This is a genomic window from Paracidobacterium acidisoli, from assembly GCF_003428625.2.
In the GTDB taxonomy this organism is placed as follows: domain Bacteria; phylum Acidobacteriota; class Terriglobia; order Terriglobales; family Acidobacteriaceae; genus Paracidobacterium; species Paracidobacterium acidisoli.
In genome coordinates this window covers 509092-532056 of the sequence record NZ_QVQT02000002.1, presented here as the reverse complement: position 1 = coordinate 532056, position 22965 = coordinate 509092, and the positions used below count along the sequence as shown (strand labels likewise).

Here is a 22965-nt window from a genome sequence, read left to right as displayed (position 1 = left end):
CGGAGCATACATTTATGTTGAATCGCAAAAGTATTCTTTTATGTGCGGCCCTGTTTGTGGGCTCAACGCTCTCTCTGACAGCACAGGAGACAAAGGCGACGAAGGTCAGGCCGGAAGATCTTCCGACTTCAAATCTGATCAGTACCAGCGGTCCCAGCTTTCGCGTATCCAAAGTAAGCAAAACGACGACGGTGATCGTCTATGGTGATCAGCGCTTTACCGATCCTGAAAATACCAAGGTGACCAGCCCGAAGGCACGGCGCTGGCTGGTTCAGAAGATCGCGGAAGAGAAACCCGATGCGGTTCTGCTGAATGGCGATGTTCCTTACAGTGGCGATCACGTGAACGATTATGAGGTATACAAAACCGAGTCGAAGCCCTGGCGTGATGCACATATCCATGTCTATCCGGCATTAGGAAACCATGAGTTTCATGGGGACCCGCAGCAGGCTTTGGATCACTGGTGGGCGGCATTTCCGGAATTGAAGGACCGCCGGTGGTATTCGGTGGAACTGAGCAAAGCAATCTATACGATCGCTCTCGACAGCAATACATCGCTGCTCCCTGAAAGTGATCAGCGGAAGTGGCTTGATGCACAGCTGAAGGGATTGTCCAAAAGCACAAAGTTTGTCTTTATCAGCCTGCACCATCCTCCTGTTGCTGACTTTCAGACAAGATACAACGTCAGTCATAACCCCAGGCCCAATGAAATTGCGCTGCGCGACTACCTGGAGAGTGTAGCTCCACAGCTGAGCGCGAAAATAATTGTGAGTGCAGGGCACATTCACAATTACGAACGCTTTTTAAGAGGGGATGTCACCTATCTGGTCTCTGGAGGAGGCGGAGCTTCTCCCGTTCGCGTTGATCGTGCCCCGGATGATCTTTATCAGAGCAATGATTTTCCGAATTATCACTACGTCAAGTTCGTTCTGGACGGAGATACACTGCACGCCACAATGTACAGACTGGCAGACGTAAACGCCGACACCCCAACCTGGCAGGATCGGGACGAGTTTACGATTCACGCGAAGTAAATCTCAAAGCCTGCGTATGCGCTCTGGTGAATGCCGGAGCGCATATGGTCCACGGCCTGTTCTGCCGGTATAGCTATGGCATTCAGGGAAAATTCAGGCTGGATGGGTAGCATTTTATCGCGGCCTTATCGTTATGAGAGTCCTGATTGTTGAAGACGATCCGAAGATGGCTTCTGTCCTGCGCGATGCGCTCGAGAAGTGTTCTCACAGGATTGTGATCGCCCCGACAGGTTCCGATGGGCTCGACATTGCACTTCACCACCAGTTTGAAGCCATTGTTCTGGATGCGATGCTGCCGGGGATGGACGGATTCTCTGTCGCTCGATCATTGCGCCACGCGAGAGTGTCGACTCCGATTCTTATGCTCACAGCGAGGGATGCGACCAGCGATGTTGTTCGCGGGCTGGACAGTGGAGTTGACGACTATCTGACGAAGCCATTCGCCTTTGAAGAGCTTTTTGCCCGTCTGCGCGCTCTTAGCCGCAGAACAACGACCGCAGCATCTCTCCTTTATCGTCTCGCAGATCTGGAGCTTGATCCAACGACTCATGCTGCCTCCCGCTCCGGATCGCCGATCAGCCTTACCCGCACAGAGTTTCTTCTCCTTGAATTTATGATGCGGAACCCTCACGTCGTTCTGCGGCGCGATTCGATCATCAATGCGGTCTGGGGGTATGAGCGAACGGTAGAAAACAATACCCTGGATGCCTTTATGAAGCAATTGCGATCAAAGATCGATGGAGGATATGAGGAGAAGCTTATTCACACAGTCAGAGGATTCGGATACAAGCTCACAACGGACAGTGAGCGATGACCCTGACCATTCGTACGCGACTTACGATCTGGTATGCGGCACTGGTCGCCGTTATTCTCGCATTTCTCGGCGTCAGTGTTCTTTTTGCGGCCTCGTGGGGACTTAGAAAGGCGGCCGATCAGGAACTGAGCTCAGGCATCGACGGCGTAGCTGCATTTCTTCACCATAAGCTGGCCATCCATCAGATGAATGATCTGAATGATGAGCTGCGGGAGCACTCGGCTCTGCTGCCTCGCGGGAAGATGTTCAGGGTAAGCGATCTTCATGGAGTGATTATTTATCAGCCGGACGCGATGGCAGGCGTCACGTCGATTACTCCTCCGCCTGGTAAGTCACGCAGGGAGAGTCTTGTTATCCAGGGGAGATCGTGGCGGACCATCAGCCGATTTGCCGACGTTGGACCTTACACATTTCTGATACAGGTTGCTGTCGATCAGACCGAGTATCGAGAGCTTATTACAGGCCTGGCATGGATACTGATTTTGAGCATTCCGCTTGCCGGATTGCTTGCCGCCGCTGCCGGTTACTGGATGAGCGGGCGGGCGCTCTATCCGATCCATCAGATTACAGAAGCGACGAATTCCATCGATGGGCCGAGCCTTTCGCGCCGTCTTCCATTGCTGGGCACAAATGACGAACTGGATCGTCTTTCAGCGACAATCAACCGTATGCTCAGCCGCATTGCAACCTCTTACGAGCGCATTGCGCAGTTTACTGCGGATGCATCGCATGAGCTGCGCACCCCCGTGGCGCTTATTCGCTCGAACGCGGAATTGCTGTTGATGGAGCCCGGCAGCAGCCCTGGAATGTTAAGAGGGCTGGCGGATATTCTGAGCGAAAGCACATACATGACGCGGCTTATCGGCGATTTGCTGACTCTTGCCAGGAGCGGTAATGAGGATGCATCGATTCCGATGGAGCTGCTGGAGCTGAATGAGTCGGTTCGCGGTATTCTCGACCGGGCTCGGGCGCAGGCGATGCTGCGTAATATTAAGCTCGAGTACCTTCCACAGGATCAGGTTGTTCCGCTGCTTGGTAATCAGGCTATGGTGGAGCGAATTCTGATGATTCTGATCGATAACGCTGTGCGATACACGTCTCCCGGCGGAAGGATCTGGATTGAAACATGGGTCACTGCAGAACATTGTGGGTTTGCTGTGCATGACACAGGCATTGGCATCGCACAGAGCCACCACGAGCATATCTTTGAGAGGTTCTTCCGCGTCGACTCTGCTCGAACGCCACGCGATGGCGGGTCGGGCCTTGGCCTTTCCATTGCAAAGAGCCTTGTAGAGATTCACAAAGGCACCATTCAGCTTGAAAGCGAAATTGGCGAGGGGGCCAGATTCGAAATCGCTTTCGCGCGTGCGGATATTGTGCATGGAGTTACCACAGAACATCAACTAACTCATTAAAGCTCTGCATCAAACCTTCAGAATAAATTCAGGCATCCCGGGTTACTTATAAGGAATGAAGTGCTTCTTCCGCCGTGGAGTGAGATGGTATCTGGCTGCCATTCTGCTGATGCATTGCAGCTTTGTACTTGCCCAGGTAAATATATCCGGTATAGTTCAGGACCCTGACGGTGCCGCAATACCAAATGCAGAGGTGCTTTTACGTCCGTCGAACAGCGGAGCGATGGATGCGAAGGCGTCTACTACTACCGACGCTGCAGGCCGTTTCCATTTCGCACAGGTTGCAGCAGGAGAATATAACCTGGAAATTCCTTCGAAATATGGGTTCGAACGGTATGATGCGTCTCTCCATGTGATCCACGGTCTGCACGAACTACAAGTACAGCTGACTCCTTCTGTCGTCACACAGAATGTGACTGTTGCTTCAGAAGTCGACCAGATCGCTCTGGACCCGTCGAGCAATCGAGATCAGATTTCGACCGACGCCCGGATGCTTGAGACAGTGCCCGTGTTCGATCAGGACTATATTGCGGCTCTTACGCCATTCCTCGACCAGACGGGTATTTCAACAAGCGGAGTAAGCATCATTGTCGATGGCGTGGAGATGAAGGGAACAGGAGTGTCTGCCTCAGCCATTGCCGAGGCACACATTAACAATGATCCGTACAGCGCAGAAACAAACAGGCCGGGGAAGGGAAGGATTGAGATCATTACGAAGCCTGGATCTTCAAAGCTTCACGGCACTCTGAACTTTACGTTTCGCGACTCTGCCTTCGACGCAAAAAATTATTTTGCAGCGACCAAACCATTTGAGCAGAAGCGGATTTACGAAGGGTCTGTTACAGGGCCGGTCCATATCGACAATAAGACTACCTTTCTTCTCTCCGGTAGCCGGCAGGAGGACAATCTCCAGTCGATCGTCCATGCGGGTACGCCGTCGGGTCTCGTTACTGCCAATGTTCCCACTCCTGTTCACGATACAGAGTTCGCAGCTCGTATCTCGCATGACGTCTCGACCGTACATCGCGTCTCGCTGCAATACAACGTCACAGATACAGTCTCTGAAAACCTGGGCGCAGGTGGTTTGGTACTCGCTCAGGGCGGTGTGAATGCTCAGGCACGTGAAGACGACGTCATCTTTAATGACAGGATTGTGATCTCTCCGACGCTGCTCAATCAATTACAGCTGTTCTTCGAAAAAGATCACAACCCAACGCGCAGTGTGGTGGCGGCGCAAAAGATCGTTGTCGATGGCGCCTTTACCAGTGGCGGCGCGCAGGGCGATTTGCTGAACACAGAAAACAATCTGAAGATCAACGATATCGTGAGCTGGAATCACAGTCATCATTATGTGAAGTTCGGCGTGAACATTCCTAATCTGAGTCGTCGCGCGTGGGAGGATGATTCAAATCGTCTTGGGACTTTCAGCTTTTCGAGCCTGGCCGACTACGAAGCAAACACGCCATACTCTTTTACACAACAGTCAGGGATTGGGCGAGCAGTGTTCTGGATGAATGAGATCGGTGCTTTTATTCAGGATCAGATTCAGATTCGGCCCAATCTGCAAGCCTCTGTGGGACTGCGTTATGACTGGCAGACATATTTCAAGTCGATCCACGACTTCGCTCCCCGGCTTTCGCTTTCGTATGCGATGCCGAATCGCAGAACAATCCTGCGTGCCGGAGCCGGAATCTTTTATGACCGTTCCGGCGCGCCGCCAATGGCGGACCTGAAGCGTTATAACGGCGTCATACTCCGCGCCTTCACGTTGCTCGATCCTGGTTACCCGGTCCCTTACTCAGCCGGCATCAATCCTGCGAGCCTGCCCACCAATCTTGTACGGCTGGCGAACGGTACCCGGCTTCCTTACGTGACAAATTACAGCGCCGGCATCGAGCGGCAACTGGCGAAGGGCACTACACTCGCCGTCACATACAGAGGCACTGTCGGCATTGCAATGTTCCGGTCGCGTGATGTCAATGCACCTCTGCCTCCTTATGATCAGGGGCGACCCAATCCGGAGCTGGGAGTGGTTCGGCAGATTGAATCTGAGGGGAGGCAGATGGGCAATGCAATGGATATCACTCTGAGCAGTAATGCGAATCGATGGTTTTCGGGACTTGCCCAATATACTTTCAGCCATACGAATAACAACACGGGAGGCATTACGTGGTTCCCCGCAAACCAATATTCTTTTGCAGGAGAATATGCGCGTGCAGATTTTGATCAGCGGCATCGCTTCAATCTGCTTGGCACTATCCATGAGGATCACTGGCTGAACCTTGGTATTGCAGCCAAACTTTACTCCGGCACTCCGTACACGGAGACATCCGGGAATGACACGTTCAACACCGGCATCCTTAATGCGCGCCCGGCAGGTATAGACAGAAATACTCTTGAGAGTGGTGGCAATGCAGAGTTCGATCTTCGGTGGAGTCATGAGCTTTGGTCATACCGTAAATCCTCTGACAAAACGCCTTCATTTTCTCTGGCCTTCGATGCTTTCAACATCACAAACCGAACGAATTACACATCGTATGTCGGCAACGTGCAGTCGTCATTCTTTGAACAGCCAACCGCCGCTATGCCAGGCAGAAGGCTGCAGTTTACCGGGAGAATCAAATTCTGACCGGGACCGATGGTTTGTTCGTGAGATCCCTGCGAGACTCGCAAAGCTGAATTTCTACTGAAGGGCAATTGTTCCGAAATTGACTGCATCGTTACCCTTTTCCATAAGGACACTCTTACGCTCTTGTTAGAAACCTATAGAGAGCGAGTGTTCACTTATTTTGAGATTCACGATTCAGTATCTGAAGCCTGTCCTGTTGTGCGCAATGTTTCTTCCGGCTGCTGCAGGCTATTGTCAAAGCGCCGATCAGTCATCGATGGCTGGCCATGAGCCGCTGAGTCTGGTGCAGACCTGGCAGCTGCCCAAAGAGATTACGGGACATTTCGACCACTTTGAAGTGGATCTGAAGAGAAACCGTCTCTTTTTTGCTGCGGAAGATTCAAAAGCGGTACTTGTTCTCGATGAGAGCACGGGCGAGATCGTCCACAAAATCGGCGATCTGGTTCGTCCGCATGCCATTTTGTACCGTGCCGATTCTGACCGGCTTTACATTACGGATGGCGGGGATGGTTCGGTCAAAGTGTATGACGGAGACAGCTATCGTCAGATTGCGCGTATTCCTCTGCTCAAAGACGCAGACTCGATCGGATACGACATTTCAAGGAAGTATCTTTACGTCGATAACGGTGGAGGAGATGTCGGTCAGAAGTATTCGATGCTGAGCGTCATCGATACAACGGCGAACTCCAAAAAAGCGGACATGCGGATTGACGGCGACACGCTGGAGGCGATGACTCTCGATAATTATCGTCCTCGCATATATGTAAACGACAAGGCTACAAATCAGGTCGTAGTCGTGGATCGTTTCAGAAATGCCATCGTGGCGAAGTGGCCTATAACAATGGGCAGGCAGAATGTAGCCATGGCTCTCGATGAACAGCATCAGCGACTGTTTATCGGTTGCAGAAGCGGTCAGATCGTTATATTCGATACCAACACGGGCAGGGAACTGCAGGCGCTTCCAATTGCAGTGGGGATCGATGATCTGATCTACGATCCTGGAACACGGCGGATTTATGCTGCCGCAGGTAATGTCGTGAATGTGTTCGAGCAGACGGATCTCGATCACTATACTTCGCTCGGCACCGTACCTTCCGGCACGAATGGCCGTACCGCAAAGCTGGTGCCGGCATGGAATCGGCTGTTCGTGGCGGTTCCGCAGGATGAGAAAAGCAATGCACGTATTCTTGTCTACGAACCCGTTCATTTGCCGGCGGTGAAGGCGCGGCCTGACGAAACCAAAGAGCCCGTCCACGCACCTGTTGCGGAGAAGATCGTCCTCGAGACGCTTTCGGCACATCCTATGCTTCGCAAGCTTGGTCTGCATGCCATTCCTCCGGGTGGCAGGACAATGGTTATCGTCGCGAATGGAAATGCGACCCGTATCGGCATTCCTACATCGGAGGGAGATTTTGCCGCGGTGAAGAGCGGAAAGATCTACGGCCCGAAGATTGAAGACGGCCAGTTCTACAACATGAAGATGTACCTGTCCGATGCAAAGGGCCGCAGGATCGGGATACTCGTTATGGAGATTCCCTGTACGTTCGCGACGAGCGAAGAAGATGCCGCTCAGAAGGCGGCGGCCATTCGAGACGAAGTTGAGAAGAAGATTCCCAGTCTGGAATCTCTCTTCGCCACGCCGACCGGCAACTGAGCCGACAAAGAGCTGAAGAGTTATCGCGGGCCTGGCTGCCATGCGGCCGGGCTCGGTACAGCCGGGGTGTGTCCGGGCTTCACCGTAATTCTTTCAGGGGGTCATGTATGAAATTGCTTGCGCGCTATGCAATTATTATCAGCCTTATATTGTTTCCGGTCTTTGTTCGAGCACAAATTGATCGCACCGAGCTGAATGGGACTATTACTGACCAGTCCGGTGCTACGGTCGGAAATGCCGTAGTAACCGTGACCCAGGAAGGGACCAACCAGCGCCGGGTAGTGATGACAGATGGGCATGGGCAGTTTGTCGTGTCCTCGCTTCCTATCGGGCGGTTTTATGTCGTCATCACACATGATGGATTCAAGGACCTGCGTATCGCCGATCTTGATCTGCACTCCGGCGACATTCGCACCGTCAATGCAAAGCTTGAGATTGGGGAGATAACTCAGACCATCGGCGTTGAAGCGGATACAGGCGGAGCCCAGCTCGATAAGAGCAATGCAGCTTTTGGAGGGACGATTCAGTCCGTACAGATCTCAAAGATTCCGCTGAATGGCCGTAACATCACAAACCTTGAGCTTCTGGCTCCGGGAGCGATCGATTCCGGGTCGGGAGCGCAGTCTTCGATTCGCTTTTCCGGTAACGGAACAGACGATAACAATTTTCGGCTTGATGGTGTGGACGCGAGCGGCGTGTTCCACGCTTCGCTCAAATCAGCGCTGCGTCTGCAGTTCTCTACCGAAGCAATCGCTGAATTCAAAGTGGACTCCGGTGCCTACACTGCTGATACGGGTGGATCGGCCGGCGGACAGGTAAGTCTCATTTCAAAGACCGGAACCAATGCATTTCATGGCAGCGTATTTGACTATCTTCGCAATAATTATTTCGATGCCCGCGGCCCGATTCAAAGCAAGAACAAGCGTCCGGTTTTCCAGCTGAACCAGTTTGGCGGAAGCCTTGGCGGCCCGGTCATTAAAGATCGTACTTTCTTCTTTGCAAATTATGAGGGGTTTCGTCAGCAGCTTGGTGGTGTTCCGCAAACCGGATTTGTTCCCAGCGCTGCTTTCCGGTCTGAACTGACGGCAGCTCAGCCGGCGCTGGCATTTATTGTGAATGCCTATCCGCAGGGAGAGGCGCCTACATCCGATCCGAATGTGGACTCATTTACCGGTGTGGTTCCCAGTCCGGACAGCGAAAATGCAGGAACGGCTCGTATCGATCACAGGTTTTCTCAGCAGGACTCGGCGTATGTCCGATACAACATCGATGACGGGGTTTCCACAAGCGCACTGAATGCGCTGGCACAGGGCATCACGGTTACATCGCGCGTGCAGAACCTGGTGCTCGAAGAGACGCATATCATCAATCCCCGCATGATCAATGAGGTACAGTTCGGTTTAAACCGCAATACCTATATTCAGTCACAACAGACGGGATTGCCTTTCAACTTTTCGATCACAGGTTTCACCTCGCTATCCGAAAATTACACCAAGGAGCAGGTGGGGCAGTCGGAGTCAGCAAACGACACCGTCACCTGGACGAAGGGCTATCACACACTGAAGTTTGGGGCAGAAGTTAAGTTTCCCTGGTTTAACGAACAAAATTCCGTCGATGGCACAGCCGCTTATCTGAATGAGGCGGCCCTTCTCGCCAATCAGCTCAGTACCTTTCAGACGACCGCGGCTCTTCCGGATAAGGGGATGCGCAAGATCCATGTCGCCGGTTATGCTCAGGATGAATGGAAGGCGACGGAGAATCTGACGCTGAATTATGGTCTTCGGTATAACTACTTCTCTCCATTTCACGAAGTACACAACAACGAAGATCCATTCGACATTGCCGACTGCGGCGGTTACTGCGGGGTCGGTACCTCTTTTTATCACCCGAATTACCTGAGCTTCGACCCGCGGCTTTCGATCGCCTTTGCGCCGGCCTCACTGAAAGGCAAAACCGTCTTTCGGGCCGGATACGGCAGTTATCATGGAGAGGTTCAGCTCGGTGACGAAGACAGCCCGGTAGTAAATACTGAGCCATCTACACTGCTCACCAGTGGTGTGCAGTCAGACGGAAGCATCGTTCAGTATTCCTATCCTGTGCCACCCGCTCTGACTCCCTCTACCGGTCTGGCATTGACGCCGCGCTCGATGGCGCGTCATCATCCGGACTCCTATGTAGAGCAGTGGACGGCCTCTGTACAACAGGCGCTTCCTGGGCAGACGGTCTTTACGCTGACCTATCTGGGCGCTCATGGCGTGCATCTCTTCCGGCGTGGATATACAAACCTCATCAACCCAGCTACGAATACTCGCCCTCTCCCGCAGTATCCCAGCGAGATCGATACGAAATACAACGAGGGAGGCTCGAACTTCAACGCGCTGGTGGTCAGCCTTAACCGGCGCTTTCACAATGGCTTCTTTGTAGCGGGCAACTATATGTACTCCCATGCGCTGAACGATGGATCGGTGGGAGCAGGTGATGCGGATGCTGCCCAGAATATTGCCTGCTTCAGCTGCGATTATGCCACCAGCGATTTTGATGCAAGGCACAGCGGCACATTCAGCGCTGTGTACGATCTGCCCTTCGGTCATGGACAGCGCTATCTGGCGAGCGGAACTGCGGCAGATCTGATTGCGGGCGGATGGTCTGTAAATACTCTGCTGAGCGCGCGAGCGGGGCTGCCGGTGAATGTGACGCTCAGCCGCAGCAGCACTGAGCTGCCGGATGGCAATAACGTCGATCAGAGGCCGGATCGGGTTTCCGGAATTTCTCTTTATCCTTCCGGAGGGCGCGGCATCTCGCACTGGGTCAATCCAGCTGCATTTACTTTGCCTGCGGTTGGAAGCTGGGGAAATGCGGGACGCAATCTGATGAACGGGCCGCCCTTGTGGCAGGACGACTCGGCAGTCGAAAAGAATTTCCGCATCACGGAACGAAATAATGTCATCTTCCGTGCAGAGGCATTCAATATCTTCAACCGCTCGCAATATGGCCAGCCGTCGTCCTCGCTGAGCGTTACAACAACAAAGTCGGGTGATCGAACACTGACCGTGCCCGCCAGTTTTGGCAAGATCACCTCTACTGTGAACTCCGCAGGCCTTGTGGGAACGGGGACACCACGTGTACTGGAGTTTTCACTGCGCGTCACGTACTAGCGGTACGCGGTGATGGGACGAAGAGAGCAGCTCTCGATTCCTTCAGCGGGAGCTGTTCTTCTGAATGGTGAAAGCAGAATCTAACTTTGGAGCGAAGGCAGGTGCATGGTGCAGACTCCGGACAGGTCGGTACCGTCAGAGCTGCCTTCGAAGATATAAGGCACTGACTGTCGCCGGCTGGCATATTCCAGCGCGATGGAATGAAGCAGCGGCCTGTCCTCGCACCGGCCAAGCACAGCCACTACACCGCCTGCTCCTCCCCCTGTCATTTTTGCTCCAGGAAAGCCTGCGTGCAGCGCAAGGGAGACCAGCTCATCGCAGGCATCGGAGCCAAGTCCGCATTCGGCGTATGCAATGTGGGACTGGCGGAAGATCTCTCCGACGAGATGGATCACATCCTCGAAATTATCGCGGCTGATCGTTCTGAGCAGAGCATATACGGTCTGCACACGAAAGTGCTCTTCCACGGCGTAACGAACGGCCGCACGAACCGGATATTCCGTGCCCGGAGAGATTCCTGTGAATGGATCGACGTGCGGTCCCGCGTGCTCCAGAAATTCGTCTCCACTGAGCCGCTCAGGAAGCCAGCGTTCATACTCAGCGCGAAATACAGATGGAGAAATATTGGAGAGATAGCCCTTCCACCGCCGGTCTGTATATCTGGGTATCTGCGAGTCCGCATCCGGAACCACGTCGAGGTTATCTTTCCGGCAGATCAGGCTGTATCCCATGAAGGCGGCTGCGCGTGCTGTTTCATAGGCGGCACCGGTTGTGGAGCGGGAGACCATGGAATCAATCCCCCAGATGCAGATACCCTCGGGCAGAGTCACAGGCGTAAACGGCTGGCAGGGCTGGCAGAGCAGAGGAAGAAGATGATTTTTCCGGCCCAGAACGATAGCAGCCTGGTCCATAATGCCGCATGCTGCGCCGACGGCTACGTTTTCCGTCCATTGGCCGGCTGTTGCGAGTGCAACGCCATCGAGAGTGATTCCGTATGCGGCTGAGGCTGCCCTGAGCACCGCTATCTCAAGCGCCGCCGACGAGCTCACGCCTTTATTCGGCGGCAGATCGGATGCGAGGAAGAGATCTGCGCCACCACTGTCGCCCCAGTTGTGATGCTCCTTCAGAAAATACAGCGCGCCGAGCACATAACAGCTCCAGCGCAGGGAATCGCTTTGTTCACTGAGCCGATGCAGATCCCGCGGACTGCTGAGGTCGTCTACGCAGAGCTCGAAGTATGGCTCCCATCCAAATCGCGAGGCGCCAGGATTGAGGATGCGGATGGTCTTGTCTGCCCGGCGTTGTACCGCGGCCCATGTCGATTCACGCAGGAGACTTTGCAGCACCAGCCCGCCGGTATAGTCGACATTGCCTCCCATGACGTCGAGACGGCCAGGCGCACGGGCTACATAAATCGGCTTTGCAGGCGCAAAGAAGCCATGCGCGGCAATGCCGTCAACGACCTGCTCGTCGAATAAGCCCGCTTCCGGCCGGCTCCTGACAGAATGAGACATCCTCTCTGCAGGCTATCTGAGCGTCATCCATACAGTATTAACAAAGATTTATTCCGCGACCTGCACCTGGGTCGTCTGCCTGAGCCGCGACAGGGTTTCGGGCGAAATGCCGTTGTCGGTCAGGATCAGATCGCAGTCCTCAATACCGCAGAGGCGGTAGGTGGCTTCGGTTCCGATCTTGCTGCTGTCCACTACAAGAACCTTTCGCTTGCCCGCATTCAGCATCTCGCACTGTGCATCGGGATCGTGAACCATGACTCCCCGGGTGAAGGAAACTGCGGCTGCGCCGAAGATCACGGTGTCGGCATAGATAGAGGACAGGCTTTTCGCGACGGCCTGCCCGATCAGATCATGGCTGCTTGGCCGGTAGACTCCTCCGGTAAGCTCCACGCGCACATGCTCGGCTGAAGTCAGTTCTTCCAGCACGGTCAGGGAAAAGGTAAAGACCACAACATTGCGCCTGGTGCGCAGCGCCCGGGCGACGTGCAGCGTGGTGGTGCCGGAATCGAGCACGACCGATTCGCCATCACGCACCAGCGCAGAGGCGGCGCTGCCGATACTGCTCTTGGCATGCGACATCTTCTCCAGCCGCTCAAAGAAGGTTCGCTCCGCACCGCGCCAGTACTCGATGCGCGCTCCACCGGGAATGCGGATCACCTGTCCCGCCTCCACAAGCTTCTGAAGGTCGCGCCGGATGGTCATCTGGGAGACACGGAAGGTCTCTGCAATCTCCGCGATAGAGGCAGTCGTGTTCACTTTTAACATTTCAACGATCGAGCTGAGCCGGGATCGTTCTGTCACATCGTTCATGAGTATCTTCCCTAAAACAGCAAATATATCAATGATTTATATGATTTGCGCAGATATTTACGTCTGGGGGAATGAGCGTCATATCCGATTTTGTAAGCTGCTTATGATCATTTTTATCATTTAATCGAGAATGTTTGTTATTTATTAACAACTTCTTGTTACGGTTCGATCATCGCTTGCTGGTTCCTGGATCAGACAGAAAACCAGCCCACAGCATGCTCCATTTGAAAACGGACCTTTAAACCTTTGGGGTTTCCATGATTGATGATCGCTTTCCTTTTTCTTTAGCAGCCAGTTGTCTGCAAGTCGGTACGGTGCGTCGGTTTCTGCGATGCGCCTGGATTCCTGTGTTATTGGTTGTGCTGATTTTTTCCGGCAGCCGCCTCAATGCCCAAACTTTTTACGGCTCGATCAGCGGGGTCATTAAGGACCCCAGTGGAGCCGTTCTTCCAGGCGTTTCTGTGACGGTACATGAAAACGGTACCGGAACAGAGTACAAAACGCAGACGGATAAAGGCGGCAGCTATCGTGTCTCTTTTTTGAAGCCAGGCGGATATACGGTGCGCTTCACAAAGGATGGCTTCGATCAGGCGGTCACCGATGAGCTGAAGATCGTGCTGAATCAGGAGATCGTTGTCGATCGGTCTCTGCATATCGGCACAACTTCGCAGATCGTCACCGTCAGTGCGGCGGCATCCTCGCTTAACACGACGAATCCGCAGGTCGGAGGAGAGCTCAGCGGCAGCGAGCTGATCGATCTTCCTGAGGTGACCGGCACGCACGGGGCGAATGAGTTTCTGATCACGAAAACCTTTGCCGGAGTTTCCAGCACCAGCCAGGATTATTCGAACGTCAATGACCTCACGCTGGGCGGAGGGCGGCCGGTCACCAATCCTCTGATTGTCGACGGTCTTCCCAGCAACATGGGCGTCGACGGCACCTACGGTCTTGTACCGACTCCTGATTCGACCGAAGAGCTGCAGGTGCTTACATCTCCGTTTTCAGCGCAGTACGGGCAGAGCGGCGGCGGCGCCGTGCTGACCACGACGAAGTCAGGCACCAGCAACTTTCATGGCACCGCATTTGAGTCGTACAGCTCGCAGGATCTGAATGCTCTGGGATACTTCACAGCCCATGGGGCGGTTGTGCCGGCCTCGGTATTCAATTATTTCGGTGGATCGGTTGGAGGCCCGGTTCTGCTTCCGAAGCTTTTTGACGGTCGCAGGCACAATCTCTTCTTCTTTACCGATTGGGAAGATACGCTCACGCATGCAGCGTCTCAGCTGAACACGGACGTGCCAACTGTGGCCGAACGCAACGGCGATTTTTCGGGTCCATCTCCTGAAGGAACGCCGACACCGGTGATCTACGATCCTATGTCGACGAAGATCGTGAACAGCAAACCGGTGCGTACTCCATTCGAAGGGAATATTATCCCGAAGGATCGTCTCGATCAGGTCGGCATGAACATTGCTGCGTTCTTTCCCATGCCGAACTGCAGCAATGGAACCTTCAACTATTGCGTCAATCCGCCGTCGCTCAGCAGCTATCTCTACAATGCCGATCGCATTGATTACAACGCCTCTGATTATGACCATCTCTGGGCGAAGTTCTCGCGCGATGGTCCGACGAACCAGCCGGTTAACAACATTCCCAATGCAGCCAATACGTCGGCGCTGAATGGATGGGTCGATGACCACTATGAGGTCTCGTGGAGCCATATCTTCTCGCCGCGTATCTCGAATGAGGCTCGTTTCGGATATGTCTCCGAAGAAAACTTCAGCACTCCCAACACGACAGCCGTGGATTCGATTGGGCTGAAGGGCGTTGCGCTGACCCAGTTTCCGAGTGTTACTACCAATGAATATGCCAATTTTGGCGCCGGTTCTTTTGCCCGGACAAGAGACGGGCACTACATCCTGAACGATGCTCTGATTCTGCAGATCAGAAACCACACACTTTCCATGGGCGGCGAATTTATGCGCTATGCCTACAGCTATTACGAGCCCGGCGTGCTTTCCGGAAAATATACATTTTCGGGAACATTCACCTCAGCCGGTGGCCAGTCAGGCATCGGGCTTGCTGATCTGGAGCTTGGGCTGCCGGAATCGACGACTATCAATACGACCAATACGGTCTTCCACGAAAACCTGAACTACTTTGCCGGTTACATTCAGGACGACTATCGAATCACTCCGAACCTTACGCTGAACGCCGGACTGCGCTGGGAGTTCGATGGACCCTTCTCCGAAGAGCACAACAACATGTATACGTTCGACCCGGATATCATCGATCCGACGACGCAGGTGCGGGGTGGAATTCGCTTTGCCGGCTATAACGGTGCTCCGCACAGCCTGATCGCGAATGTGTATACCGGCATTCTGCCGCGCATCGGCTTCAATTATCATCCTTTCCGGAATACTGTCGTACGCGGCGGCTACGGTGTTTACGAGCTGCCGAGCATTGGTTTCGGCTCTAATGGACTCACATCCCCTTCAACCGTAAATGCCACCTTTCAGAGCTCTGACGGAGTAACACCTCCCTATGAGCTGTCGCAGGGCGTTCCGCCTTATTCACCGAATGTGGGGCCTGATGGCTTGCCGTTGATTCCCACAAGCCTCACTCACCCTACGTCGAGTGTGGCCGAGCTGCAGCAGCATCCGGTGCTCCCGTATCTTCAGGAGTGGCAACTCAGCGTTGAGCAGAGTCTTGGTCACGGGTGGGTCGCCGAGGTGGATTATGAGGGCAATCACGGCGTGCACCAGCCGGTTTCGCTGCCCATCAATCAGATTCAGCCTTCCACCGGCTGCTGTTTTGGCGTGAAGAACGCTCAATCTCTTCGGCCATATCCGCAGTTTCTTACCATCACAAATTACACGAACGGCGGAGCGTCTCTGTATGCAGCGCTTCTTGCACAGCTTAGTCACCGCTGGAACAACGGTATCTCCATGCGCGCCGCTTATACCTGGGCCAAAGCAATGGACGACGTCGATGCTCCGGCACGCGCAGATGCCGTCCCCATTCAGAACGTGTATAACCTGCACGCGCAATGGGGAACAGCGATGACGAATGTTCCGCAGAGGCTTTCGCTCTCGGCGGTCTATGAGCTGCCCTTTGGAGCAGGCGGCAGGTGGATGTCTCAGACGCCTGTTGTCTCCCAGGTGATCGGACACTGGAAGGTCAGCACCGTTGCGCAGTTCCAGAAGGGATATCCATACTTCGTCACGCAGCAGAACACCCTCGGCCTCTTTTCCGGAGGACAATACGCGACCAAAGTTGGAGATCCCGATATTTCGCGATCGTCCCGCACGAGAGAGAAGTGGTTTAACACCGCAGCCTTTCAGGTCACGCCGCAGGATATGCTCGGCAATGCACCGCGTGCAGCGCTCTACGGGCCGGGACAGAATGTGTGGGACATCAGCCTGATGCGCGATGTGCCACTGAGAGAGCGTGCAACGTTCACCTTCCGGGTGGATGCGCACAATGCCTTTAACCATCCGCAGTTCTCCGGTCTGGATATGACCATCACCGACACCACGTTTGGCACAGTCACGGGCGCTCAGGACCCGCGGTCGGTGCTTCTGATTGGACGTCTCCGGTTCTGACGTTCCGGTAAAACTTTCAAACATACAAAAGAGGGCATTCAAAGAGATGAATAAAGCTATTCTGACGCTGTTGATCGGCACGACTTTTGCGAGCCTGTGCGGATTCGCGCAGGCAGGGCCTGCAACAGGAAGCAGTCCCAGGAAAATTATGGTGATCGCTCACCGGGGCGAGCACCTGAAGCATCCGGAGAACACTCTGCCTGCGTTTCAGGCTGCGGTCGATGCCGGTGCGGACTATTTCGAGCTCGATGTGCGCACCACCTCCGACGGCAAGCTGGTTCTGATGCATGACAGCACGGTCGATCGAACCACCAATGGAACCGGTGCGGTGCATGATATGACTTTCGACCAGATTCGGGCACTGGATGCAGGCAGTAAGTTCTCTCCTGCATTTGCCGGAACCAAAGTGCCGACACTCGATGAGGCATTCGATCTTGCCCATGGAAAGATCAATGTCTATGTCGATACGAAGCATGCGGACGCGCAGCAGCTTATAGACACCATCGAGCGTCACGACATGCAGGATCATGTGGTGATCTACGGAAATCCCTTCTTCCTGTATGACGTGCACAAGATCAATCCCGCCCTGAAGATCATGCCCGAGGCGGGCAGTCCGGAAACCTGCAAATTCTTTGTCCGCGCCCTGCAGCTGAAGGTGCTGGCCTTCGATGCGGGCGATTTCAAAGACGGAGCTATCGACTGCGCGAAACAAGCCGGCGCGCAGATCTTTGTCGACCGGCTGGGTGATGCCGACAACCCGGAGACGTGGCAGAAGGCCATTGATGAGGGGGCAAACGGAATTCAGACCAACCTGCCTGCCGAATTAGTGACATACCTGCGTGCACATAACATGGCGACGCACTAAACCTGTTCAAGGAGCGAAACTCCCTGGTTCTCCGGCACAGAGAGCCAGGGAGCAGCTTTCCCGTAGTACATTCCTCCCGGCTTTTCTACAGCCGCACTGCCATTCCGCACAGATATGGTCTTCTGAGCAACGTTTCCCCTGCTTTTCTGAACGCATATATGGAATAACCCGATGCGCCAGAGTCAGGAAATGCTCTAGACTTTGAAGCACATGTCGGAATTTCTTCTCTTTCATGGCGTTGCCATCGTGGTGCTCATTCTGGCCAATGGCTTCTTCGTGGCGGCCGAGTTCGCGCTGGTCAGCGTGCGGGAGACCCGGATCGAGCAGCTGATTGCGCAGCGCCATCCTGGGGCGCGCGCCGTGCGCCGGCTCCAGGAGAATCTTGGCGACTTTCTTCCCGCGGTTCAGCTTGGGGTAACGCTGTGCAGCCTTGCTCTTGGCTGGATCGGCGAGCCGGTGGTTGCGGAGATCTTTGAGCCCTGGCTGCGCGTGCTGCCGCACTCGCGTGTCTACGCGCATCTGGCGGCGGTTGTGGTTGCGTTTGCGTTCATCACATACTTTCACGTTCTGCTTGGCGAGCTGGTGCCGAAATCCCTGGCGCTGCGCCGTGCAGAGCAGATGGCAGTGGGCATCTCGGGCCCGATGGATGCGTTCATTCGTCTTACCCGGCCCATCGTTCGCTTAATGAATCGCTCAGCGGAGCTGGTATTGCGCATTTTTCGTGCTCCTATGGCTTACGAAAATGCCGTGCACTCCCCGGAAGAGCTGAAACTGATGGCCACCGCCGCGCGCCGCATGGGTATTCTTCCCGAATTTCAGGAAGCGCTCATTCATCGAGCCGTCGAGATCAATCACGTAGTGGTGCGCGAGATTATGACGCCGCGCCGGCGTATCTTCTCGCTGCCGATTGATATGCTGGTCGAAGAAGCCAGCGCCCGCATTGTCGAGGAGCTTCACTCCCGCATTCCTGTTTATGATCCGGCTCGTGGTCCTGAGTACATTATCGGCGTGGTCTATTCCAAGGATGTCAGCCGTCTGATGCACTTCCGGGCCTCCGCCAAAACCCGCTTCGCCAGCGCGCCCTTCAGCGACATACGCCTGAATCAGGTGATGCGCGAAATCCTCGTGGTTCCTGAAACGAAGCCGGTGCCGGACCTGCTGCATGAATTTCAGCAGCGCCGCCGTCATCTTGCAATCGTCGTCGATGAGTTTGGTTCGACGGTTGGCCTGGTCACCGTAGAGGACGCCATCGAGCAGCTGATTGGCGAGGTAGAGGATGAGTTCGATATTGCTGCGCGCACCGTTCTTACGACAGCCGGCGGCGGCATGGTGCTGGATGGCAGCGTGAACCTGCGCGATCTGGAGACGCAGATGCGCTGGCATCTTCCGCGAGAAAGCGGCGTCGAAACGCTGGCGGGATTTCTGCTGACCTGTCTCGGACGCATTCCTGAAGGCGGCGAGAGCATTGAGTACGATGGCCGGCGGCTCACTGTGCTCGAAATGAGCGGCCATCGTATCAGCAAAGTACGCATCGAAAACCTGGCGACGCAGTCGGTGACGGAGAAAGCCGGCTGATGCCAAAGCTTCTTAAAGCGCTGCTGCAGCGCCTTGCCTGGACCCTGCCTGTGCTCTGGCTTGTGGTGTCCGTCGTGTTTCTGCTGATTCATCTTGTCCCTGGTGATCCGGTCGAGCAGATGCTGGGCGAAGGTGCGCGCACCACGGACATTGCCGCGCTGCGTCATGCATACGGGCTGGATCAGCCTTTGGGCCACCAGTACGTGCATTACTGGATGCGGGTTCTTCACGGCGATTTCGGCCGCTCGATCCGGCTCAACGACTCTGTCGCTCACCTCGTGCTGACGCGCTATCCTTATACGGCGGAGCTGACGGCAGCTTCTGTGCTGCTGGGGATGCTGCTTTCCATTCCTGCCGGAGTCGCTGCGGCGCTGCGCCGTAATCGATGGCAGGACCAGAGCATCGGAGTGGTGAGCCTGCTTGGGCTGTCCATACCAGGCTTTGCATCGGGACCGATCCTTATTCTGCTCATCTCCATCAAACTGGGATGGCTGCCGGTCAGCGGAGCAGGCGATCTGTCGCATCTGATTTTGCCCACAATTACGATGGGGACTGCGCTTGCGGCCATTCTGACTCGCATGGTGCGCACTGCAATGCTGGAAGAACTGGGGCAGGACTACATTCGCACGGCGCGCGCCAAGGGATTACCGGAGCGCACGGTCGTGTATAAGCACGCTCTGCATAACGCGCTGATTCCGATCGTTACGCTGGTCGGCCTTCAGTTCGGCGCTCTGCTGGCGGGAGCTATTGTTACGGAGACTATCTTCAGCTGGCCGGGCATCGGACGCCTTACGGTATCGGCCATCTCCAATCGGGATTACCCGCTTCTTCAGGGATGTATCCTTGCTGTCGGACTGACCTATGTGCTGGTCAACCTCTTCACGGATGTCCTCTATATGGTCGTGAATCCACGCATTCGGGACTGATCCCAGTCAGCGCGATGGTTTCTTAGTCGAAGTGCAGCTTCTGTACCCACCACACCAGCCAGGTGCAGAAGGCGGCCAGCACAAGTGCCAGCAGAAGAGCATGGATGATCTCAGGACGTTTCCAGCGAATCTGCCGCAGCCGTTTTCGACTGCCCAGGTGCAGCATCTTTACTTTGGCCATACAGTTTGCATGAAAGAGCCGGAGACGGCGAGCGCCGCTCCGGCTCCAGCTCAGAATGAGAAAGTAATTTGCCCGGTAATGGCGCGCGGTGTTACATAATGCGTGCCGCTGAACGTGGAAAGGAAGTTATAGAGCGCGTATTTATTGGTTACGTTGATGGCCGTCACACGCGCGCCCCATTTGTAGCGGTCCCCGTGGAAGAGATTGTCTTCGCCGAGAGCCATGTCAAACAGATCTCGCGGCTGAATACGCGGAGGATTTTTATCGTCGTCCTCCGTATTCGGCGCGGGAACCTTGACCAGATTCGAGGTCAGCTCAGACGCAGGGCAGGGAGTTGGCAAAGCCTGCGTAGGCGTGGCGCGGATACCGTTACACATCAGGCCTGCTTCGAACTCCTGATCCGCAGTCAGTCCGCTCAGATCAATCGCCGGCGCTCCATTGAGCGTCGTTGACGTGCCTGCGCAGCTGGTGTTGGAATCGGTGACGTTGTAGCAGGGAACGGACCCGGCAACCAGGCCGCTGTCGAATCGCCAGTTGAAGCTGTACCAGGGGCTGTATCTTCCAGGCAGCTGATACTGCATGTGAGTCGTTTCGTTGTAGCGCTCGTCGTGATCGATACGGAACGGCAGGCCGCTGGCGCCCACAGTAGAGCCCGCGCCGCCGATCTGTGGCGGGAAAAAGCGTGCCGCCACGGACGACATCACCACATAAGCGCTGAAATTATGTACCTGCGTCAGATCAGCCCGCAGTGCAAATCCGGGAATCTTCGAGTTATGCCATTCGATTGGAAAGGTAATGGGTGTATTGCCAAGCACGCTGAAATCGTAGGCGTTGTGTGTGTACTTCCAGATGTAATCGCCACTGAAGACGAAGTGTCTTCCGAGCGCCTGCTGCAACCCGGCATGGAACTCATTGCGATAGCCAGGGTTCAGCGTATTATTCTGACCGGCGCAGGCGAGCAGCGGGGCGAGTACGTCGCTGTTGCAGCCGTTATTCGAAAGCACAAGGTTTTCGTTGAACGGTGTTTCGAGCGTACGCGCGTATGAAGTGCGCAGAACGGTGTTAGTGCGCTTGATGCTGTAAGCGAGGCCAAGCCGCGGCTCGGCCTGACGAGCAACGGTGAGACCGTTATACAGATCGCCGCGAATGCCCAGGTTGAAGAGCCAGTTTCCTTCGGTGATCTGGTCCTCGATGTAGAGAGCCAGCTCCTTCACATCTGTGCGTCCACTGAAGTCGAACAATCCTCCGCCACGGGTGAGGTCATACGGCAGCAGATTGGGATTGAAGCTGCCGTTCGCTGCATATCCCGCCCCGGCGCATTGCGAGGGGGAGCTGTAACCCTGTACCGGAGCGCCGCTCTGATCGAGACAGGGAGCATTCAGCGTGTAATCCACAATGCCGAGCTGGTCGTTCTCACGCAGGGGCGTCTGCGAATACATGACGCCGGCCTTCGCATTGTGAATACCCTTTGCGAAGGAGATATCTCCGTGAACACCATAGTTCAGCAGCGAGCGATTCTGTCCGATTGTTTCCCGCTGAAGGTTAGGCGGGCCAAGGTCCGCAAACGGATTGCCACTGGGGTAGTAGTTGTACAGATCTTTTCTGACGAAAACGCCCAGATTGAGTACCGAGTACTGATTGAGCAGCTTCGTATAACTTGGCGCTATATCGAAAGTGCCAATCTTCGACCGCTGATCGGTCGCGCCGACAGACTGTGTCGGATCGATTGGACTGGTTACGCCAATGTTCAGATTGTCATAAGTATTGGGTGTCTGAAACCACGATCGCGAATAGTTCAGGTTCAGGTGAAACGAATCGCCGGGGCGGACCTGATAGTCCACGCGGTCGAAGACGTTTTCCTCGTTGCCCTTGTCATGAAAAACAGTGAACTCCGGCGGATCGAGAAACCGGCTGGACTTCTGGGTATCGAGAGCAATGAAATTGCCCCAGTTCTGCTTGCCGTAGCTAAGATCGAAGCCGGCCGTGGCCGCTCCAAAGGAACCGTAGGAGCTGTAGATAGATCCGGTTGGCCTGGTGACTCCCTGCCCGGAGCGAGTCGTTACCTGGATGACCAGGCTCGTCTTGTCTCCATACTCAGCAGGTGGAGCACCGTCGATGACCTGAATGGACTGAATGGAAGAAGAGGGAATCTGATTGGAGAAGACTTTGCTCTGCTGATCGGTGATCGGCTGGCCATCGACAGAGAACGAGTTCTCCGCATGATCTCCCAGCCCGTGAAACATGCCATTCGAGTCGGCCGCCACGCCGGGCGATGCGAGCGTGACCAGAGAGCTTACCGAGGAGGACTGGCTTTCCAGAGGAAGCTTATCCATCAGCTTTCGATCCACGTCGGTATGCATGGTGGAATCGTTCTCCACCAGATCGCTGCCGCCTTCGACCACCACCGTGCTCGATCCGCCGGAAATCGCGAGGTGAATGGGGACGGTCACCGGCACGCCGGAGCGCACATCGACGTCCTGCACGGCTGCGCCGAAGCCCTTCGCGACTACCGTAAGGTGATAGGGATTGAAGGGGACGTTCGTAAACTGAAAATATCCTGCGCTGTCGGTTGTGGCGCTTTTCTGATACTGGCTGACCGGATTCTGAATGGTAACGGCCGCACCGGGAACCAAAGCTCCACTGGGATCAGTTACCGTACCGCTGATCGAGCCTGAATTGCTGATGGACTGAGCAGAAAGCGTGAGCGCATACCCCACGCAGAAGAGGCAAAAGAAGCGAAAGAAAGCAGCGCCACGTACGAACGTGCGCATATACGACCTCCGATATC

General features: G+C 54.9%; 15 protein-coding genes. 10 read left to right on the top strand and 5 right to left on the bottom strand.

What is annotated here, in order from left to right:
- Positions 1–14: 14 nt before the first annotated feature.
- Positions 15–1034: a metallophosphoesterase family protein gene (locus D0Y96_RS06105; protein ID WP_117298447.1), complete on the top strand. Its 1020-nt coding sequence runs from the start codon at positions 15–17 to the stop codon at positions 1032–1034.
- 133 nt (positions 1035–1167) lie between these two features.
- Positions 1168–1848 (top strand): response regulator transcription factor, encoded by a 681-nt coding sequence (locus tag D0Y96_RS06100; protein WP_117298446.1) that lies wholly within the window; start codon positions 1168–1170, stop codon positions 1846–1848.
- A gap of 131 nt (positions 1849–1979) precedes the next feature.
- On the opposite strand, the gene D0Y96_RS20585 is transcribed toward D0Y96_RS06100, so the two are convergent.
- Positions 1980–2114: a hypothetical protein gene (locus D0Y96_RS20585; protein ID WP_286676390.1), complete on the bottom strand. Its 135-nt coding sequence runs from the start codon at positions 2112–2114 to the stop codon at positions 1980–1982.
- Positions 2115–2117: 3 nt separating this feature from the next.
- Here D0Y96_RS20585 and D0Y96_RS06095 point away from each other — a divergent pair, with 3 nt between their 5' ends.
- The 4 genes from D0Y96_RS06095 (at position 2118) to D0Y96_RS06080 (ending at position 10701) form a co-directional block, all read left to right on the top strand.
- Positions 2118–3263: a sensor histidine kinase gene (locus D0Y96_RS06095; RefSeq protein WP_350448982.1), complete on the top strand. Its 1146-nt coding sequence runs from the start codon at positions 2118–2120 to the stop codon at positions 3261–3263.
- Positions 3264–3318: 55 nt separating this feature from the next.
- Positions 3319–5892 (top strand): TonB-dependent receptor, encoded by a 2574-nt coding sequence (locus D0Y96_RS06090; protein ID WP_117298444.1) that lies wholly within the window; start codon positions 3319–3321, stop codon positions 5890–5892.
- Between the two features lie 160 nt (positions 5893–6052).
- Complete coding sequence (locus D0Y96_RS06085; RefSeq protein WP_215601610.1) at positions 6053–7546, top strand: YncE family protein; 1494 nt, start codon at positions 6053–6055, stop codon at positions 7544–7546.
- A 107-nt stretch (positions 7547–7653) separates the two neighbouring features.
- Complete coding sequence (locus D0Y96_RS06080; protein ID WP_117298442.1) at positions 7654–10701, top strand: TonB-dependent receptor; 3048 nt, start codon at positions 7654–7656, stop codon at positions 10699–10701.
- 80 nt (positions 10702–10781) lie between these two features.
- Here the strand turns inward: D0Y96_RS06080 and D0Y96_RS06075 are convergent, their stop codons facing one another.
- Positions 10782–12215 carry a galactokinase gene (locus D0Y96_RS06075; RefSeq protein WP_117298441.1) on the bottom strand — a complete coding sequence of 478 codons (1434 nt, stop codon included), beginning with the start codon at positions 12213–12215 and terminating at the stop codon, positions 10782–10784.
- Positions 12216–12263: 48 nt separating this feature from the next.
- Positions 12264–13025 carry a DeoR/GlpR family DNA-binding transcription regulator gene (locus D0Y96_RS06070; RefSeq protein ID WP_117298440.1) on the bottom strand — a complete coding sequence of 254 codons (762 nt, stop codon included), beginning with the start codon at positions 13023–13025 and terminating at the stop codon, positions 12264–12266.
- A gap of 359 nt (positions 13026–13384) precedes the next feature.
- On the opposite strand from D0Y96_RS06070, the gene D0Y96_RS06065 reads away from it, so the two are divergent.
- The 4 genes from D0Y96_RS06065 (at position 13385) to D0Y96_RS06050 (ending at position 19996) form a co-directional block, all read left to right on the top strand.
- Complete coding sequence (locus D0Y96_RS06065; RefSeq protein ID WP_350448981.1) at positions 13385–16630, top strand: TonB-dependent receptor; 3246 nt, start codon at positions 13385–13387, stop codon at positions 16628–16630.
- A 46-nt stretch (positions 16631–16676) separates the two neighbouring features.
- Entirely contained in the window at positions 16677–17495 is an 819-nt protein-coding gene (locus D0Y96_RS06060) for a glycerophosphodiester phosphodiesterase (protein WP_117298438.1), read from the top strand.
- Between the two features lie 210 nt (positions 17496–17705).
- Complete coding sequence (locus D0Y96_RS06055; protein WP_117298437.1) at positions 17706–19070, top strand: hemolysin family protein; 1365 nt, start codon at positions 17706–17708, stop codon at positions 19068–19070.
- Positions 19070–19996 (top strand): ABC transporter permease, encoded by a 927-nt coding sequence (locus tag D0Y96_RS06050; protein ID WP_117298436.1) that lies wholly within the window; start codon positions 19070–19072, stop codon positions 19994–19996. The genes D0Y96_RS06055 and D0Y96_RS06050 overlap by 1 nt, the downstream gene beginning before the upstream one ends.
- A gap of 22 nt (positions 19997–20018) precedes the next feature.
- Here the strand turns inward: D0Y96_RS06050 and D0Y96_RS06045 are convergent, their stop codons facing one another.
- The gene (locus D0Y96_RS06045) at positions 20019–20177 is read right to left on the bottom strand and encodes a hypothetical protein (RefSeq protein ID WP_158562245.1); all 159 of its coding nucleotides are present in this window, start codon (positions 20175–20177) and stop codon (positions 20019–20021) included.
- A gap of 50 nt (positions 20178–20227) precedes the next feature.
- The gene (locus D0Y96_RS06040; protein WP_117298435.1) at positions 20228–22948 is read right to left on the bottom strand and encodes a TonB-dependent receptor; all 2721 of its coding nucleotides are present in this window, start codon (positions 22946–22948) and stop codon (positions 20228–20230) included.
- Positions 22949–22965 lie beyond the last annotated feature (17 nt).

Coding starts and splice junctions, on each gene's coding strand:
- D0Y96_RS06105 (WP_117298447.1), top strand. CDS start 15: ATGTTGAATCGCAAAAGTATTCTTTTATGTGCGGCCCTGTTTGTGGGC.
- D0Y96_RS06100 (WP_117298446.1), top strand. CDS start 1,168: ATGAGAGTCCTGATTGTTGAAGACGATCCGAAGATGGCTTCTGTCCTG.
- D0Y96_RS20585 (WP_286676390.1), bottom strand. CDS start 2,114: ATGAAGATCGCTTACCCTGAACATCTTCCCGCGAGGCAGCAGAGCCGA.
- D0Y96_RS06090 (WP_117298444.1), top strand. CDS start 3,319: ATGAAGTGCTTCTTCCGCCGTGGAGTGAGATGGTATCTGGCTGCCATT.
- D0Y96_RS06080 (WP_117298442.1), top strand. CDS start 7,654: ATGAAATTGCTTGCGCGCTATGCAATTATTATCAGCCTTATATTGTTT.
- D0Y96_RS06075 (WP_117298441.1), bottom strand. CDS start 12,215: ATGTCTCATTCTGTCAGGAGCCGGCCGGAAGCGGGCTTATTCGACGAG.
- D0Y96_RS06070 (WP_117298440.1), bottom strand. CDS start 13,025: ATGAACGATGTGACAGAACGATCCCGGCTCAGCTCGATCGTTGAAATG.
- D0Y96_RS06060 (WP_117298438.1), top strand. CDS start 16,677: ATGAATAAAGCTATTCTGACGCTGTTGATCGGCACGACTTTTGCGAGC.
- D0Y96_RS06055 (WP_117298437.1), top strand. CDS start 17,706: ATGTCGGAATTTCTTCTCTTTCATGGCGTTGCCATCGTGGTGCTCATT.
- D0Y96_RS06050 (WP_117298436.1), top strand. CDS start 19,070: ATGCCAAAGCTTCTTAAAGCGCTGCTGCAGCGCCTTGCCTGGACCCTG.
- D0Y96_RS06045 (WP_158562245.1), bottom strand. CDS start 20,177: ATGGCCAAAGTAAAGATGCTGCACCTGGGCAGTCGAAAACGGCTGCGG.
- D0Y96_RS06040 (WP_117298435.1), bottom strand. CDS start 22,948: ATGCGCACGTTCGTACGTGGCGCTGCTTTCTTTCGCTTCTTTTGCCTC.